At 62.3% G+C, this 14,784-nt stretch carries 14 protein-coding genes; 6 read left to right on the plus strand and 8 right to left on the minus strand.

Translation table 11 applies throughout. The features are described 5' to 3' along the window. Positions 1-37 precede the first annotated feature (37 nt). The gene (locus IE093_RS20610; protein ID WP_189472527.1) at positions 38-1,096 is read right to left on the minus strand and encodes a 2,5-dihydroxypyridine 5,6-dioxygenase NicX family protein; all 1,059 of its coding nucleotides are present in this window, start codon (positions 1,094-1,096) and stop codon (positions 38-40) included. Positions 1,097-1,439: 343 nt separating this feature from the next. Here IE093_RS20610 and IE093_RS20615 point away from each other — a divergent pair, with 343 nt between their 5' ends. From IE093_RS20615 to IE093_RS20630, 4 genes are read left to right on the plus strand one after another with little or no spacing between them, the layout of a single operon-like run. After that, complete coding sequence (locus IE093_RS20615; protein ID WP_189472529.1) at positions 1,440-2,606, plus strand: FAD-dependent monooxygenase; 1,167 nt, start codon at positions 1,440-1,442, stop codon at positions 2,604-2,606. Then, on the plus strand, positions 2,603-3,421 hold the full coding sequence (locus IE093_RS20620) for an alpha/beta fold hydrolase (protein ID WP_189472531.1): 819 nt from the start codon (positions 2,603-2,605) through the stop codon (positions 3,419-3,421). Before IE093_RS20615 ends, IE093_RS20620 begins: the two co-directional genes overlap by 4 nt. 14 nt (positions 3,422-3,435) lie before the next feature. Further along, on the plus strand, positions 3,436-4,188 hold the full coding sequence (locus tag IE093_RS20625) for a maleate cis-trans isomerase family protein (RefSeq protein WP_189472533.1): 753 nt from the start codon (positions 3,436-3,438) through the stop codon (positions 4,186-4,188). A gap of 11 nt (positions 4,189-4,199) precedes the next feature. Beyond that, positions 4,200-4,856 carry an N-carbamoylsarcosine amidohydrolase gene (locus IE093_RS20630; protein WP_189472535.1) on the plus strand — a complete coding sequence of 219 codons (657 nt, stop codon included), beginning with the start codon at positions 4,200-4,202 and terminating at the stop codon, positions 4,854-4,856. Between the two features lie 27 nt (positions 4,857-4,883). Here the strand turns inward: IE093_RS20630 and IE093_RS20635 are convergent, their stop codons facing one another. Beyond that, positions 4,884-5,378, minus strand: coding sequence for a MarR family winged helix-turn-helix transcriptional regulator (locus IE093_RS20635; protein ID WP_189472537.1), 495 nt, complete (start codon positions 5,376-5,378; stop codon positions 4,884-4,886). 180 nt (positions 5,379-5,558) lie between these two features. On the opposite strand from IE093_RS20635, the gene IE093_RS20640 reads away from it, so the two are divergent. After that, on the plus strand, positions 5,559-7,829 hold the full coding sequence (locus tag IE093_RS20640) for a xanthine dehydrogenase family protein molybdopterin-binding subunit (protein WP_189472539.1): 2,271 nt from the start codon (positions 5,559-5,561) through the stop codon (positions 7,827-7,829). Positions 7,830-7,961: 132 nt separating this feature from the next. Here the strand turns inward: IE093_RS20640 and IE093_RS20645 are convergent, their stop codons facing one another. Genes IE093_RS20645 through IE093_RS20655 form a run of 3 tightly spaced genes read right to left on the minus strand, consistent with a single transcriptional unit; the run spans position 7,962 to position 10,963 of the window. Then, positions 7,962-9,266, minus strand: a complete 1,305-nt coding sequence (locus tag IE093_RS20645) for an amidohydrolase (protein WP_189472541.1) — start codon at positions 9,264-9,266, stop codon at positions 7,962-7,964. 40 nt (positions 9,267-9,306) lie between these two features. Next, positions 9,307-10,758 carry a sodium:solute symporter family protein gene (locus IE093_RS20650; protein WP_189472543.1) on the minus strand — a complete coding sequence of 484 codons (1,452 nt, stop codon included), beginning with the start codon at positions 10,756-10,758 and terminating at the stop codon, positions 9,307-9,309. After that, positions 10,751-10,963: a DUF3311 domain-containing protein gene (locus IE093_RS20655; RefSeq protein ID WP_189472545.1), complete on the minus strand. Its 213-nt coding sequence runs from the start codon at positions 10,961-10,963 to the stop codon at positions 10,751-10,753. Before IE093_RS20655 ends, IE093_RS20650 begins: the two co-directional genes overlap by 8 nt. 134 nt (positions 10,964-11,097) lie before the next feature. Between IE093_RS20655 and IE093_RS20660 the strand changes: the two genes are divergently transcribed. Beyond that, positions 11,098-12,000, plus strand: a complete 903-nt coding sequence (locus tag IE093_RS20660; protein WP_189472546.1) for a LysR family transcriptional regulator — start codon at positions 11,098-11,100, stop codon at positions 11,998-12,000. A 22-nt stretch (positions 12,001-12,022) separates the two neighbouring features. On the opposite strand, the gene purU is transcribed toward IE093_RS20660, so the two are convergent. The 3 genes from purU to IE093_RS20675 all read right to left on the minus strand — a co-directional run. Continuing rightward, positions 12,023-12,889, minus strand: coding sequence for a formyltetrahydrofolate deformylase (gene purU, locus IE093_RS20665; RefSeq protein WP_189472548.1), 867 nt, complete (start codon positions 12,887-12,889; stop codon positions 12,023-12,025). A gap of 140 nt (positions 12,890-13,029) precedes the next feature. Then, positions 13,030-13,686 carry a sarcosine oxidase subunit gamma gene (locus IE093_RS20670; protein WP_189472550.1) on the minus strand — a complete coding sequence of 219 codons (657 nt, stop codon included), beginning with the start codon at positions 13,684-13,686 and terminating at the stop codon, positions 13,030-13,032. Further along, positions 13,679-14,784: aminomethyl transferase family protein (locus tag IE093_RS20675; RefSeq protein WP_229803826.1), on the minus strand; the 1,106-nt coding region annotated here is incomplete at its 5' end. The genes IE093_RS20675 and IE093_RS20670, both read right to left, overlap by 8 nt.

Genomic DNA, 14,784 nt, shown 5'->3' on the forward strand with positions numbered 1-14,784 from the left:
GTCGTTGTTGTTGGCTTTAGCCCCCAATGGGAGCGGGTCAGGTCTCGATACGCGACGCCTCCGGCGCGACCACGTCACCCTCCACCACTACCGCCTGGTCGTCCAGGTAGACCGAGCAGTGGCGCATGGGGATATCCATGTGGCACGGCGTGTTGCGTGGCCCACCGACCTCAGTATTGGGACCGGTGGAGAACAGGAAGTTGCCGTAGAAGGCTCGTGCATCCATGCCAATGGCATCGTTCTTGTCATGCAAGCCCAAGGCCGTCCATTGCGCGCGGGGCTGCAGCCCCCAACCGATGTGCGAAATGGCATACACATCGGGATCCTTGAAGTGGGCCATGTACTCGCGCAGGTACTCGGCATCGAAACCGCCATGGATACGGCGGATGAACCCCTCCTCGATCTCCAGCGTCACCGGTTTGTCACGCACGTAGGTCTTGAAGGGCAACAGGATATCGCCGACATCAAGTACCAACTTGCCCTCGGCGCTGCCTTCATTGGGCCACGAGAACAGGAAACCGCTCGGCCAGTGGTCCCAGCGACCCGGTTCATCGGCGAAGCCGTATTCGGTCACCACCGGATATTGTCCCAAGCTGGCGCGGAAGTCGGTCCCGGCTGCGGATGTCACCCTGAAGCTCTCGGCCGCTTCAAAGGGCTGACGCGCCGCCTCGACCCGCCGCTTGTCGTCCTCACTGGGCAGCATTCGCGCCAGCATCTCGGGCGGCTCTACGGCCAGCAGGATGCGGGTGCCGGACTCGAGAATCGCCTCCTGCTCCGGCGAATGCAGCAACATCATGGTATCGACCACCAGGTCGGCCGCCATCAACGCCTGCTGCGCCGCCGGATGGCCGGTCAGGGCAGTGTGGCCGACATAGGCCGTCAGGTCGTTGCCCATGGCCGTACGATGGTTGAAGGCCGGCAATTCGACGGCATAGGCCTTGGCCCCGAGACGATAAGACGCCTCCATGGCGGCCGTGACGATGAAGGGGTTGGAGTAGTGGCTCTTGAGCACCGCAACACTCTGGGTTTCATCCACCCGTGACAGCTTCAACACGTGTTCGAAGTGCTGGGTCAACTCGCTCTGACTAACTGGCATCTTGTCACCTTTTCATTGCGCTCCGCACCAGCAAGGTGCAGGTCTCTCTTTGATTTGTAATTTATGGTGCATACGCTTTTTAGTTGAGGTGTTTACAACGTATAGCACTCTTTCCCAAGGACTGGCAAGAACGAATCAAGACCTCGAAAACCACCTATAACACCACTATTAGTCACAACATCCTGTATTTTCAAGCGCCCCACCCTCACACACGACATTTATCAAAAGCAGTGCTTGACCCTTTTTAAAATGGTGTATACGTTGTTTTTACGCAAGAGGCACGCCACCAGGGCGTGATCGCACCGCGGACCCTGCAAACAAGAGCAACAGAGGACCCCTTCCCATGAACGACAAACCGACGATCGCGGTCATCGGTGCCGGCTTGGGCGGAGCCGCCGTCGGCGCCCTGCTGCAACAAGCTGGCTATCCGACCAAGGTGTTCGAACAGGCTCCCGCCTTCTCACGCTTGGGTGCCGGCATCCACCTCGGCCCCAACGTGATGAAGGTGATGCGTCGCATCGGCATCGAGGACCAGCTCAATGCCATGGGCTCTCACCCCGATTTCTGGTTCAGCCGTGACGGCATGACCGGCGAATACCAGTCACGCATCCCGCTCGGCGATTTCGCTCGCCGCGAGTACGGCGCTGCCTATATCACTGTTCACCGCGGTGACCTGCATGCCCTGATGGTCGACACCCTGGATCCCGCACGGCTGTACTTCGACAAACACCTGGTCGATGTCGACGACAACGGCGACAAGGTCGTCATGAGATTCGCCGACGGCACCACCGACGAAGCCGACCTGGTGATCGGCGCCGACGGCGTGAACTCCCGTATCCGCGAAAAGCTGCTCGGCCCCGAGGCCCCTATCTACAGCGGTTGGGTGGCTCACCGCGCGATCATCTCTGCCGATAAACTGGCCGCCTATGACCTGGACTTCGAAGCCTGCGTGAAGTGGTGGTCGGAAGACCGGCACATGATGGTCTACTTCGTGACCGGTGATGAGAAGGAGTACTACTACGTCACGGGAGTGCCAGAGCCGGAGTGGAACCACGGCACATCTTTCATCGACAGCTCGCGTGAAGAGATGCGCGAAGCCTTCATGGGCTATCACCCGGTGGTCCAGGCATTGATCGATTGCACCGAAAAGGTGACCAAGTGGCCGCTGCTCGAGCGCAATCCTCTTCCACTGTGGCATGAGAACCGCCTGGTGCTGTTGGGCGATGCCTGTCATCCGATGAAGCCGCATATGGCACAGGGCGCCGCCATGGCCATCGAAGACGCCGCCATGCTGGTGCGTTGCCTGGAAGAAGTCGGCGGCGACCGCTATCGGCAGGCCCTCGAACTGTACAAGGCCAACCGCTTCGAGCGTGCCTCACGCGTGCAGAAGGTCTCCCATGACAACACCTGGCTACGCCATGACGAGGACCCGTCATGGGTATTCGGCTACGACGTATTCGAGGAGCCCCTCAAGCATCCCCACCCTACCACCACAGGGAGCCCGGCATGAGCAGTACCTTTCTCTACGGCGCCAACGTGCACGCCAACGGCATTCGACATCACTACCTGCGTTATGGTGGCGACAACTCCTCCACCGGCCAGCCGCTGGTGCTGATCCCCGGCATCACCAGCCCCGCCGTCACCTGGGGCTTCGTCGCTGAGCGCCTGGGCCAGCATTTCGACACTTACGTTCTCGACGTACGCGGGCGCGGCCTTTCCTCCAGCGGGCCGGAACTCGACTACGACACCGACACCTGCGCCGATGACGTAATTGCTTTCATTCGTGCCCTGGAGCTCGAGAACGTCGTCCTGGCCGGGCACTCAATGGGCGCCCGTTTCGCCATTCGTGCCATGACCCGCGGCGCCGAGAACGTCGACAAGTTGGTGCTGATCGACCCGCCGGTATCGGGTCCCGGGCGTCGCGAATACCCCAGCAAACTGCCCTGGTACGTCGACTCGATCCGCGACTGTATCCGTGGGGCAAACATCGAGGCCATGCGTCAGTACTGCCCGACCTGGAGCGAGGAGCATCTACGCTTGCGCGCCGAGTGGCTACACACCTGCTTCGAGCCGGCAATAGTGCAGGCCTTCGAGGAATTCCACAGCGTGGACATTCATCAGGACTTGCCAGCCGTCGACGTGCCAACGCTATTACTCTGCGCTGGCAAGGGTGGCGTCATCCAGGACACCGACAAGGCCGAGATCCGTGAACTGATGCCCTCGGTCCGCATCACCACCACCGAAAGCGCCGGCCACATGATTCCCTGGGACGACTACGAGGGCTTCTTCAACGCCTTCGGCGATTTCCTGGGACCCGAGCTTTGAGGGAGTGCAGTGACATGACCAAGACCTACCGCATCGGGCAGATCGTGCCCAGCTCGAACGTCACCATGGAAACCGAAATTCCCGCCATGCTGACGGCACGCCAACAGATCCGTCCCGAGCGTTTCACCTTCCATTCCAGCCGCATGCGCATGAAGACCGTGCGCAAGGAAGAACTGGCGGCAATGGATGCCGAATCGGACCGTTGCGCCCTGGAGCTCTCGGATGCCGCCGTGGACGTGATGGGCTATGCCTGCCTGGTGGCGATCATGTCGATGGGGCCCGGCTACCATCGCGAATCGCAACAACGCCTGCGTCAGCGCACCCAGGAAAATGGCAAGGATACGCCGGTGGTTTCCAGCGCCGGCGCCCTGGTCGATGCGCTCCAGGTAATCGGCGCCAAGCGCGTCGTGGTCGTGGCGCCCTACATGAAGCCACTGACCGAGCTGGTAGTGGACTATATCCGCCAGGAGGGCATCGAGGTGCTCGACTATCGCGCCCTCGAGATCCCCGACAACCTCGAGGTGGCACGTCACGACCCGGCCAAATTGCCGGAAATCGCCGCGACTCTCGACCTTTCCAAAGCCGATGCCATCGTACTTTCCGCCTGCGTGCAGATGCCGTCATTGCCCGCAGTGGCCAAGGTCGAGGCACTGACCGGCAAGCCGGTGGTCACCGCGGCCATCGCCACCACTTACGCCATGCTCAAGTCGCTGGAACTGGAGCCTGTGGTGCCGGGCGCCGGCGCACTGCTATCAGGCGCCTACTGAGGAGAGCCATCATGTCAAATCGAGAGGACAGTTCGGCCGCCGACAACTACAAGGGGGTCTGGGACAGCCGCATCGGCTTCGGCCAAAAAGCCGCCCTACTGGTGGTGGACTTCATGCAGGGCTACACCACTGAGGGCTCGCCCCTCTTCGCCCCCGGAGTGGTGGAAGCGGTGGCACAGTCACCGGCCTTGCTGAACGCAGCCCGAGAGGCGGGTGCGCCGGTCATTCATACCAATATCCGCTACCACGGACCCGACCAATTGGATGGTGGTGTTTGGGTGAAGAAGGCGCCGGTGATGAAAGCCATGGTGGCAGGTAATTCCTATGCCGAGTTCTGCCCCGAGGTGACACCCGAACGCGATGAACTGGTGATCACCAAGCAGTACGCCAGTGCCTTCTTCGGCACCTCTCTGGCACCGACGCTGGTGGCGCTGGGCGTCGATACCCTGGTTCTCGCCGGCTGTTCCACCAGCGGCTGCATTCGCGCCACAGCGGTAGATGGCATGCAGCATGGTTTTCGTGTGATGGTGGTGCGCGAGTGTGTGGGAGACCGCCACCCAGCCCCGCATGAAGCCAACCTGTTCGACATCGACAGCAAGTACGGGGACGTAATCGGCGTGGAGGAAGCCGTGGAGTATTTCAAAGCCAATCGTCATGTCTGGGACTGACGGAGCAAGAGCTTTGGAAGTGTTTCCTTAATCCTCTGGCTCGCCTTGCTCGTTCATCTTGGTCAACAGATGCAGCAGGGCGACACGCTCGGCGGGGTTGAGGTAACCCATGGTCAGATCGGTGATGCGCTGCGCACGCGGCACCATCTGCTCGACCAGGTCCTCGCCCTGCGGCGTGATGCTGACCATGACCTTGCGTTGGTCGGCGGGGTCGGTGGAAAGCGTGATCCAGTCGCGCGCCTTGAGCCGCTTGATCACACCACGGATAGTGGCGGGATCGATGGCCGTGGCATTGACGATCTCGGTCAACGAGTTGGGGCCATGTTCCATGACCGTACACAGAGTCACGAATTGGATCGCGGTCAGTTGCTTATCGCAACTATGGCGCTGAAAGATCGCGGTGTGGCGCTGATACGCCTTGCGAAGCAGGTGCCCGACCTGTTCCGAAAAGTCGTAGCCTTGCTCGGAAGGCGTGTGTCGCTCACAATTTTTCGACTCGTGACGTTGGGTTTCAGGCTGCATTGATGATCCTATCCTTTCCATAGGGCGCATGGTCACGGCATGACGAGGTATTTCGACATACCATGAGAGGGTGGAAAACCCTCGGTCACTGCGGCATATTTATAGTGTATACACTATAACTACTTTGCCGCTGGAGACAACATCCGCTTGCCTCGAGAATCAATCACCAGGAGCTCTTCGATGGCGCGTTCTTCCCTGCCCCTGCGGCACTCCCTGCTCAACGACCCGGATATGCTGGTGGTTTACCGTGACCCGGTGGTGCCTCCCAAGCCTGCGCCAGGACAACCCGGCACACACTCCGATTTCATCCCGACCGAGCCGGAGCTATTCATCGCCGTGCTCGACGATGGACATGTCATGGCTTTCAATGGCCACGTCGACCTGGGCACCGGGATTCGCACCGCTCTGGCACAGATCGTCGCCGAAGAGCTGGATGTGCGTCTCGAGGATGTCAGCGTGATTCTCGGCAATTCCTCCGAAGTGCCGAACCAGGGTCCCACCATCGCCAGCGCCACTATCCAGATCACCGCCGAGCCCTTGCGCCGCGCGGCGGCCCAGGCGCGGCACCACCTGATGTCCCTGGCCACGGCACACTTCGGTGTCTCCACCGAGGACCTGCGTAGCAAAAATGGTCAAATCCATCTCCAAGGCGACCCACGGCAGGCCATCGGTTACGGCGTGCTGTTAAAAGGGCGACGCCATGCCTTGAAGCTGGCTGACGACGTGGCCCTGAAACCTATCAGCGAATACCGGATCGTCGGCCAGCGAGCGCCGCGAGTCGACATCCCCGCCAAGGTCAGCGGCGAACTCACCTTCGTTCACGACCTGCGTCTGCCCGGAATGCTGCATGGCCGGGTGGTTCGACCACCTTATGTCGGCCACGACCGTGGCGATTTCGTCGGCCACAGTCTGATGCATGTGGATGAGTCCTCGGTAGCCGACATACCAGGCCTGGTCGAGGTCGTGGTCATCGGCGACTTCGTCGGCGTGGTGGCCGAACGCGAGGAAGCGGCGATCAAAGCCGCTCGGCGCCTGAAAGTCACCTGGCGTCCCGTCACCGAGCTCCCCGAGCTGGATGACTTGGAGCAGGCATTACGCGAGTTGCCCGCCAAGCGTCGCCCACTGCTCGAGGAAGGCGACGTCGACACCGCCCTGAAACAAGCTAGCCACCGACTGAAGCGCACCTATGTGTGGCCCTACCAATTACATGGCTCGATCGGCCCCTCATGCTCGGTGGCCGATTACCGCGACGATGGCCTCACGGTTTGGTCGGGCACTCAGAATCCCCACAGCCTGCGCGCCGACCTGGCCAGGCTGCTGGAACTCGACGAGGGTATGATCGATATTCAGCGCATGGAAGTCTCCGGCTGCTATGGCCGAAATTGCGCCGATGACGTAGGCGCCGATGCCGCCTTGCTGTCACGCGCCGTGGGCCGTCCGGTACGGGTACAGCTCAGCCGAGAACAGGAGCATGGCTGGGAGCCCAAGGGCGCGGGGCAGCTCATGGACGTCGACGGCGGGCTGAATGCCGACGGCAGCCCGGCCGGCTATGACTTCGTGAACCGCTACCCGTCCAACAACGCCCCGACCCTGGCGCTACTGTTGACCGGTACCGTGGCACCGAGCGACATCCCCTTCGAGATGGGCGACCGTACCGCGGTACCACCCTATCGCTATCCACACCGACGCATCGCCTGTGACGATGTGCCGACCCTGGTACGTGCCGCCTGGCTACGTGGCGTCTCCGCCCTGCCCAATACCTTCGCCCACGAAAGCTATATCGACGAACTGGCGTGGATGGCCGGGATGGACCCCGTCGACTATCGACTTCGTCATCTGAACGACGAGCGTGCCCGAGCCCTGGTCGCTGCAGTAGCGCAGCGCGCCGAATGGATGCCTCGTCTCGCGGCCAGCACCGAACGGGAAAGCGACGGTTGGCGATGGGGGCGCGGATTCGCCTACGCCCAATACGTGCATAGCAAGTTCCCCGGCTTCGGCGCCGCCCTGGCAGCCTGGACCGTCTTCCTCAAGGTGCATCTTGAGACGGGGCGCATCGTCATCGAACGTCTGGTCGTCGGCCAGGATGCCGGTTTGATGATCAATCCGGCAGGAGTCCGCCACCAAGTGCACGGCAACGTCATCCAGACCTTGAGCCGCACGTTGAAGGAAAGCGTCGCGTTCGAAGATGGCTTGCCCGTCAGCCGCGAATGGGGCGGCTATCCGATCCTGCGCTTCTCGGAACTGCCCGAGATCGATGTTCTACTCATGGATCGCCCCGACTCGGCGCCTCTGGGTGTCGGCGAATCCACCTCACTGCCCGGTGCGCCGGCGATCGCCAATGCCCTGTTCGATGCCACCGGGGTGCGGTTCTATCGACCGCCGTTCACCCCCGACTCGGTTCGCAAGAAGTTGCACACCTCTCGGCAAACAAGAGCCGGCGCGCCATCATGACATCAGCCCCTCCAGGAACCGTTTCGCAGCGATGAGGCCGAAGATGCTGACCCAGAAATGCTGGCCGCCATGGCACAATCCAGACAAGAGCATAGGGAGCTGCCATGGCGGAACAGCATGATGGCTTGTGGCTCAGCTTCCCAGATACGCTAAAGCCCCCGTGGCCAGGGCCGCCATGCCGGTCCTGAGGGTCATCTCCTGCCCCGGCGCGTAGTAGGGCGAGTGCGGCATCTCTAGATGGCGCATCTTCTCTGCCACGCTCTCCCCCGGGGTTTCCCGCCAGCGCTCCTCGCCGGTGGCGCCAATGAACCAGTAGACACAGGGGATGTCTTCGCCACCGAAGCCACCGGCCACGGCATTGCCGTAGAAGGGGAAATCCTCGCTGCCGTTGAGCCGGGGCATCGCGAACAACGCCGACTCGCCGAAGTAGTCGGCATGCGCGTGGCGTATCCGCGTCACGTTCCCCGGATCGTTGTGCAGGGAAATGGTCTCGGAGAGTACCTGAAACTCCGGGGCCCGGGGCGAGCGTCCTGCTTCGCACTCACAGCGCACGATGCGACGGATCGACTCCAGCACCCGGCCGTGAAGGGCATTGTCGAAGCTGCGTATATTGATCTCGAGTTCCGCTGAGTGGGGGATGATATTGCCCTGAGTGCCGGCCTGCAGCTTACCCACTGTCACCACCGCGGTCTCCTCTGGCGGCACCTCACGGGAGACGATGGTCTGCAGCCGGGTAACGATGTGAGCTGCGATCACCACGGGGTCCACGGTCTGGGCTGGCATGGAACCGTGTCCCCCAGCGCCGTGCACCGTCACTCTCAGAGTGGTGGCGGCGGCCATGGCACTCCCGGCGATATGTCCCACCGTACCGGCCAGAGCCGGCATGTTGTGCTGGCCCAGCACGATGTCCGGACGGGCAAAACGCGTGTAGAGACCATCGTCGAGCATCGCCCTGGCCCCGCCGAACACCTCCTCCGCCGGCTGACAGACCAGCATTAGGGTGCCGCACCAATGCTCCTTCAGTGCGGCCAGAACCGATGCTGCTCCCACCAGGCAACTGCTGTGCAGGTCGTGACCACAGGCATGCATCACTGGCACTCGTTTTCCGTCGGCGTTCTCGGCGGTCTCACGGCTGGCATAGTCAAGGCCGGTCTGCTCCTCGATAGGCAGGGCATCCATATCGCTACGCAGCATCACGGTGGAGCCCTCGCCGTTGCGCAACATTGCCACCACACCAGTGCCGCCGACACCGCGGGTCACCTCGTAGCCCAAGGTCTCCAAGGCCTCGGCGAGGCGGGCACTGGTCTCGTATTCCTGGAAGGGCAACTCCGGGTTCTGGTGCAGCTGGCGATAGAGGGTCTGCACCCGGTCGTAGGACCGCCCGACCTGCTCGGCGACGGCCGCCTTCAGTTCCTTGATCTGACTCGTATCGTTCATGGGTCGCTCCATTTCTCGAAAGGACGTCGTCATAGGTCTCTCAGGCCCCGGCCGGGCCCCGAATCGAGTGCTTCGCGATAAGCGCTTGGTAGAGGAAAAGCACCGCCAGGTTGACGGCCATGGCCCAGATCCCGGCATGCCAGCCCAGTGGCGAACCGATGCCGAAGTCGAGCAGCAGGAAGGCCAGGCTGCCAGCGACGGCGCCGGCCATCACGCTTTGGCGACGCAGCGTCGGGAAGAACAGCGCCCCCAGAACCATCGGAAACAACTGCACGAGCAGCCCGTAGGCGGTGAGCAGGATCATCACCAGTGAGGCGGGGTTGAGCAGGGCGATGCCATAGGCCAGCAGCGACAGGCCCAGCACGCTCCAGCGTGTCACCGTCATGACTTGTTCCTCGCTGGCTTGGCGCATCAGGGTGGGACCGAGGACATCGCGCGTCAGCACCACGGCAGCGGTATGCGCCAGGTTAGCGCCAGTGGACATGGCCGCCGCCAGGGCGCCGGAAAGCATCAGACCGATAACCCAGGGAGAGAAATCGGCAACATCCATGACCAGGCGCAGCAGCACGGTATCGGCACGCGCCAGGGGCTCGCCAGCGAAGACCAGCGCGCCGGCGAAGCCAATGAACAGCAGCGGCACCAGCAGGTAGGCGTACAGCGGGTAGAAAACGCTGACCTTGCGCAGGGTCCTGCCGCTGTCGGCAGAGTAGAACTTCATGAATAGGTGCGGCCACATGGCACCGCCGAAGGCGCTGACCAGGATGGCGGTGCTGAAGTAGCCCCAGTTCATGCCGGTAGCACCGGGCAGGGTCAGGTACTCGGGCATGGTCTGCTGGAGCTGGGCGAACATCTCGCCGACGCCACCGTAGAGGCGCTCCGAGACCGCCAGGCCCAGGAACCAGGCGATGGCCACCATCATGATGCCCTGGAGCAGGTTGGTCCAGCCGATCCCGCTCAGACCGCTGCAGAACACATAGGCGGCCACCACCACGAAGGCCAGCAGGGCGCCGAGCCAGAAAGGGATCAAGCCGTCGGTGGCAGCCTGAAACAACAGGCCAGCACCGGCGATCTGGATGGTCAGGTAGGGCACCAGCGCCACCACGCCGATCCCCCCGGCCAGCATGCCCAGCGTCTTGCTCTGGTAGTGGTCGGCGATCATGTCGCCTTGGGTCAGGTAACCTTTCTGCCGGCCCAGTGCCGCCACCCGCGGCCCCAGGACCCAGATGGAGATGGGTACCAGAGCCAGGTAGGCGAGGATATAGAAGGCCGGTGCGCCGTGCTGGTAGGCCCAGCCCGGGGTACCAAGGAAGGCGAAGGCAGAGAATATCTCCGCGCCGAGGATGAAGAACAGGATCACCACCCCAATGTGACGGCCGCCGGCCACATAACCCTCCAGGGTTGAGGCGTCCTGCCCGCGGGCGCGCAGGCCCACCCAGAGCACCGCACCGAGATAGGCCAGGGTGATGGCCGTAACGATCAGCGAATCACTCATGGCGCTTGCCTCCATGCCGGATCACATAGGCCACCCACATGCCGACGAACAGCACCAGCATCCACAAGATGTACCAGAAGAAGAGGAAGGGAAGGCCGAGCACCATGGGCTCGATACGGTTGGCGATCAGTGCACCGGGCCAGATCATCGCCAGGGTACACAAGGCGAAGTGCAGCCCAACCAGGATGTGGTAGGTCTTACTCATAGGAATCGTCCAACTCGCCCATAGCGAGTCTTGTTATGGGTTGTCACTGAACTATGGCGCAGGACAAGCGATATAAAAAATATCTATAATTGATACTATCCATGCCTTTTTGGCATCTCATAAGGGATCGACGCATGGAGTTTCGACAACTGCGCTATTTTCTCGCCGTGGTCGAGGAAGGGTCGGTGTCGGCGGCAAGCCGCCGGGTGCATGTCGCCCAGCCCGCGCTGACGCGTCAGATCCGGCTACTCGAAGAAGATCTGGAGACCCGACTGTTCGACCGACATGCCCGTGGCATGCACCTCACTGTCGCTGGCCGGGCACTGGTCGAGGAGGCACAGGAACTGCTGGACCGCCGAGACCAGATCAAGGCACGGCTCTATGCCTTGGGCAGCGGTCAAACCGGCAAGCTGAGCATGGGGATCACCGTGACTCACCTGTGGGTCCCCCAAGTCGCTGAACTGCTTGGCTGCTACCGAGGGCGCTACCCCAGTGTTGCCCTTGAAGTCTTTCCATTACTTTCTGGCCCGCAGCTCGAGCGGCTCCGGGAGGACCGGCTGGACGCCGGCATCCTCTACCTCGACAGCGACGAGCAGCCCGGGCTCGACACCCGGCTGCTGCACCGCGACCACCTGATCCTGGCGGTGCCGGAGCACTCCCGTTGGGCGACGTCACCGCCAGCGAGCCTGCATGCTCTGGAGGGGGAGGACTTCATCTGGGGGTTTCGCCAGGCATCGCCGGTCTATTACGACCGCATGCTGGCGCATTTCCAGCGCCACGACTTCCACCCACGAGTGGTGCAATACGGCGCCGACAACATCGCCATCCTCAGCATGGTGGCCGCCGGCCTGGGCATCGCCATCGTCCCTGCCGCCAGCAGCTGGCATCCCATGCCGGGCATTCGCTTCCTTCACCTACCCGAACTCGATGACTGCGACATGCCACTCTGGTTTGCCTGGAAGACCGGCAACGACTCGCCGGCGCTGAGCAACCTGATCGCGCTGGTGGAGGCGCTGGCCGATACCGGCCATTCCTGAGTTCCCCCCTACAGAAGTATGCCTATCGCGCAAACACCACCGTACGCTTGGCGTGCAGGAACACCCGTCGCTCGACGTGATAGCCCACCGCTCGGGCCAGCGTCAGGCATTCGATATCGCGGCCCTTGGCGACCAGGTCCTCGGGGTAGTCGGCATGACTGACCGACTCAACCCCCTGGGTGATGATCGGCCCTTCGTCGAGGTCGTCATTGATGTAGTGGGCGGTGGCGCCGACCAGCTTGACGCCCTTGTCGTAAGCCTGATGGTAGGGCTTGGCGCCCTTGAAGCCCGGCAACAGCGAGTGGTGGATGTTGATCGCCCGGCCGGCGAGCTTCTCGCACATCTCGCTGGACAGCACTTGCATGTAACGCGCCAGGATCACCAGCTCGGCGCCGGTCTCCTCGATCACCTGCCACACCTGGGCTTCCTGCTCGGCCTTGGTGTCCGGGGTGATCGGGAAGTGGTAGTACGGCAGGTCGTGCCAGGTCGCCAAGGGTTCGAGGTCCGGGTGGTTGGACACCACCGCGCGAATCTCGATCGGCAACTGGCCGGTGCGATAGCGATACAGCAGATCGTTCAAGCAGTGATCGGCCTTGGAGACCATGATCACCACCGGCATCCGCGTGCCCGGCGGAGTCAGCTCGAAGCTCATGGCGAATTCCGCGGCTCGCGGCGCGAAGGCGGCGCGGAAGGCCTCACCGTCGAAATCATCGTCTAGTGGCCGGAATTCGGCGCGGATGAAGAAGCGCTCCCCCAGGCGGTCATCGAAGGAGTGCTGTTCGGTGATGTAGCAGCGCTGCTCCTTCAGGAAGCGGGTGACCACGTCCACGGTACCCAGGCGGCTGGGGCACTGGGCGGCAATGATCCAGGTATCGGGATGGGGGCTCATGACGGCTCCTCGGTAACGAAGGGCGACTCCCTTCACCTGAGTCATGAGTCGCGAACACGCCATGAACCCATCCCTGGGGGCTCGGCTTTTTCATCCCTGAAAAAGACGGTTCGCTCACTCATGACCCAGGCTCGGGTCGATCAGCGTGCGACGCCGATGCCATACTCCTCGCCGGCATCCAGTAGCCAGCGATAGCAGTAGTCGGCGAAGCTGCGGCGCACCACCAGTTCCCAGCGCTCCTCCGTCGGACGGCGCATGATGACGGTGGTCTTGGCGAACACCGTGGTCACGCCCTTGCCGACCGGGAAGTGGCTGGGATGGATGTCGTAGATCACCGACTTCATCAGCACTTCACGGGCCGCCTCGCCCTCGAGTTCGAGCAGGGTCTGGCCACCGCTGACGTTAACGATGCTGAAGTGGGCATCGCCGAGCCGCGCGCGCAGGCGGTTCTCGAGCTCGAACTCCTCGCCACCGGGAACGATCAGCAGCCACTCGTCAGGGGAGAGCCACTGCACCGAGCGTTCGCCGCTGGCATCGAGGGCCAGCCCCTGGGGCTGGCCGGGCAGACTGATCCCCAGTTCCTCGCGCAGCGCCTCGTCGAGGACGATGGCACCGCCACGCAGGATCAGGTGACCGAGCAGCGCGCGCTCGCGCAATACAAGCCCGTTGCTTCCATCAGAAATTGGATTCGGAGCACCCGAGCGCTGATAGGAATATGCCAGTGGTGACTCGATCGCCACCGCCGTTTCGGGACGTGTATCGAAAGTTTTGACGTTCTGGGCAACCGAATTAGGCATGAAGGCGCTCTCCCTTGGGATCGTAGAAGACATTACTAACGATTTCGGCCTCGTGAACTTGTCCATCCGCCATGGGCAGATAGACGGTTTCGCCCATGCGGTGATGGCCGCCCTTGACGACTGCCAGGGCGATGCCGTGTCCAAGAATGGCACTGTAGTAGCTGGAGGTCACATGGCCGACCATCGGCATCGGAATCGGATGCTTCGGATCGAAGACGATCTGCGCCCCCTCTTCCAGCACCACCTTGGGGTCCTTGGGCTTGAGCCCGACCAGTTGCTTGCGGTCGCTGCGCTTCGTGTCCGGGCGAGACAGCGCACGCTTGCCGATCCACGAGAATGGCTTGTCGTAACCGATTGCCCACTGCATACCCAGGTCTTCCGGGGTCACCGAGCCATCGGTGTCCTGGCCGGCGATAATCAGCCCTTTCTCGGCACGCAGCACGTGCATGGTCTCGGTGCCGTAGGGTGTCAGGTGGTACTTCTCACCATGCTGGAAGAGCGTCTTCCACACGTGCATGGCGTAGTTGGCCTGGACGTTGATCTCGTAGGCCAGCTCACCAGTGAAGGAGATGCGGAACACTCGCGCCGGTACATCAGCGACCTTCCCTTCGCGCCAGTCCATGAACTTGAACTGATACTTGTCCAGGTCAATGTCGGTGACTTCCGACAACAGCTTCCTGGCATCCGGTCCTGTCACGGTCATGGTCGCCCAGTGGTCGGTGACCGAGGTGAAATAGACCTCGAGTTCCGGCCATTCGGTCTGATGCCACAGTTCCAGCCACTCCATTACCCCCGCCGCACCACCGGTGGTGGTGGTCATCAGGAAATTGTTGTCACCCAGGCAACTGGTGGTGCCATCATCCATCAGCATGCCGTCGTCCTTGCACATCAGCCCGTAGCGCACTCGACCAACAGCCAGTTTGGCCCACTTGTTGGTGTAGATACGCCCCAGGAACTCACGGGCGTCCGGCCCCTGGATATCGATCTTGCCCAGGGTCGAGGCGTCGAGGATACCGACGGACTCGCGCACTGCGCGACATTCACGCGCCACGGCCTCGTGCATGGTCTCCTGCTTGCCATTCACGCTGCGCGGATAGT

Source organism: Litchfieldella qijiaojingensis, from assembly GCF_014651875.1.
In the GTDB taxonomy this organism is placed as follows: Bacteria; Pseudomonadota; Gammaproteobacteria; order Pseudomonadales; family Halomonadaceae; genus Litchfieldella; species Litchfieldella qijiaojingensis.

Bases quoted from the DNA above. Each gene is read 5' to 3' on its own strand.
- IE093_RS20610 (WP_189472527.1), bottom strand. From the start codon at position 1,096: ATGCCAGTTAGTCAGAGCGAGTTGACCCAGCACTTCGAACACGTGTTG.
- IE093_RS20615 (WP_189472529.1), top strand. From the start codon at position 1,440: ATGAACGACAAACCGACGATCGCGGTCATCGGTGCCGGCTTGGGCGGA.
- IE093_RS20620 (WP_189472531.1), top strand. From the start codon at position 2,603: ATGAGCAGTACCTTTCTCTACGGCGCCAACGTGCACGCCAACGGCATT.
- IE093_RS20625 (WP_189472533.1), top strand. From the start codon at position 3,436: ATGACCAAGACCTACCGCATCGGGCAGATCGTGCCCAGCTCGAACGTC.
- IE093_RS20630 (WP_189472535.1), top strand. From the start codon at position 4,200: ATGTCAAATCGAGAGGACAGTTCGGCCGCCGACAACTACAAGGGGGTC.
- IE093_RS20635 (WP_189472537.1), bottom strand. From the start codon at position 5,378: ATGCAGCCTGAAACCCAACGTCACGAGTCGAAAAATTGTGAGCGACAC.
- IE093_RS20640 (WP_189472539.1), top strand. From the start codon at position 5,559: ATGGCGCGTTCTTCCCTGCCCCTGCGGCACTCCCTGCTCAACGACCCG.
- IE093_RS20645 (WP_189472541.1), bottom strand. From the start codon at position 9,266: ATGAACGATACGAGTCAGATCAAGGAACTGAAGGCGGCCGTCGCCGAG.
- IE093_RS20650 (WP_189472543.1), bottom strand. From the start codon at position 10,758: ATGAGTGATTCGCTGATCGTTACGGCCATCACCCTGGCCTATCTCGGT.
- IE093_RS20655 (WP_189472545.1), bottom strand. From the start codon at position 10,963: ATGAGTAAGACCTACCACATCCTGGTTGGGCTGCACTTCGCCTTGTGT.
- IE093_RS20660 (WP_189472546.1), top strand. From the start codon at position 11,098: ATGGAGTTTCGACAACTGCGCTATTTTCTCGCCGTGGTCGAGGAAGGG.
- purU (WP_189472548.1), bottom strand. From the start codon at position 12,889: ATGAGCCCCCATCCCGATACCTGGATCATTGCCGCCCAGTGCCCCAGC.
- IE093_RS20670 (WP_189472550.1), bottom strand. From the start codon at position 13,686: ATGCCTAATTCGGTTGCCCAGAACGTCAAAACTTTCGATACACGTCCC.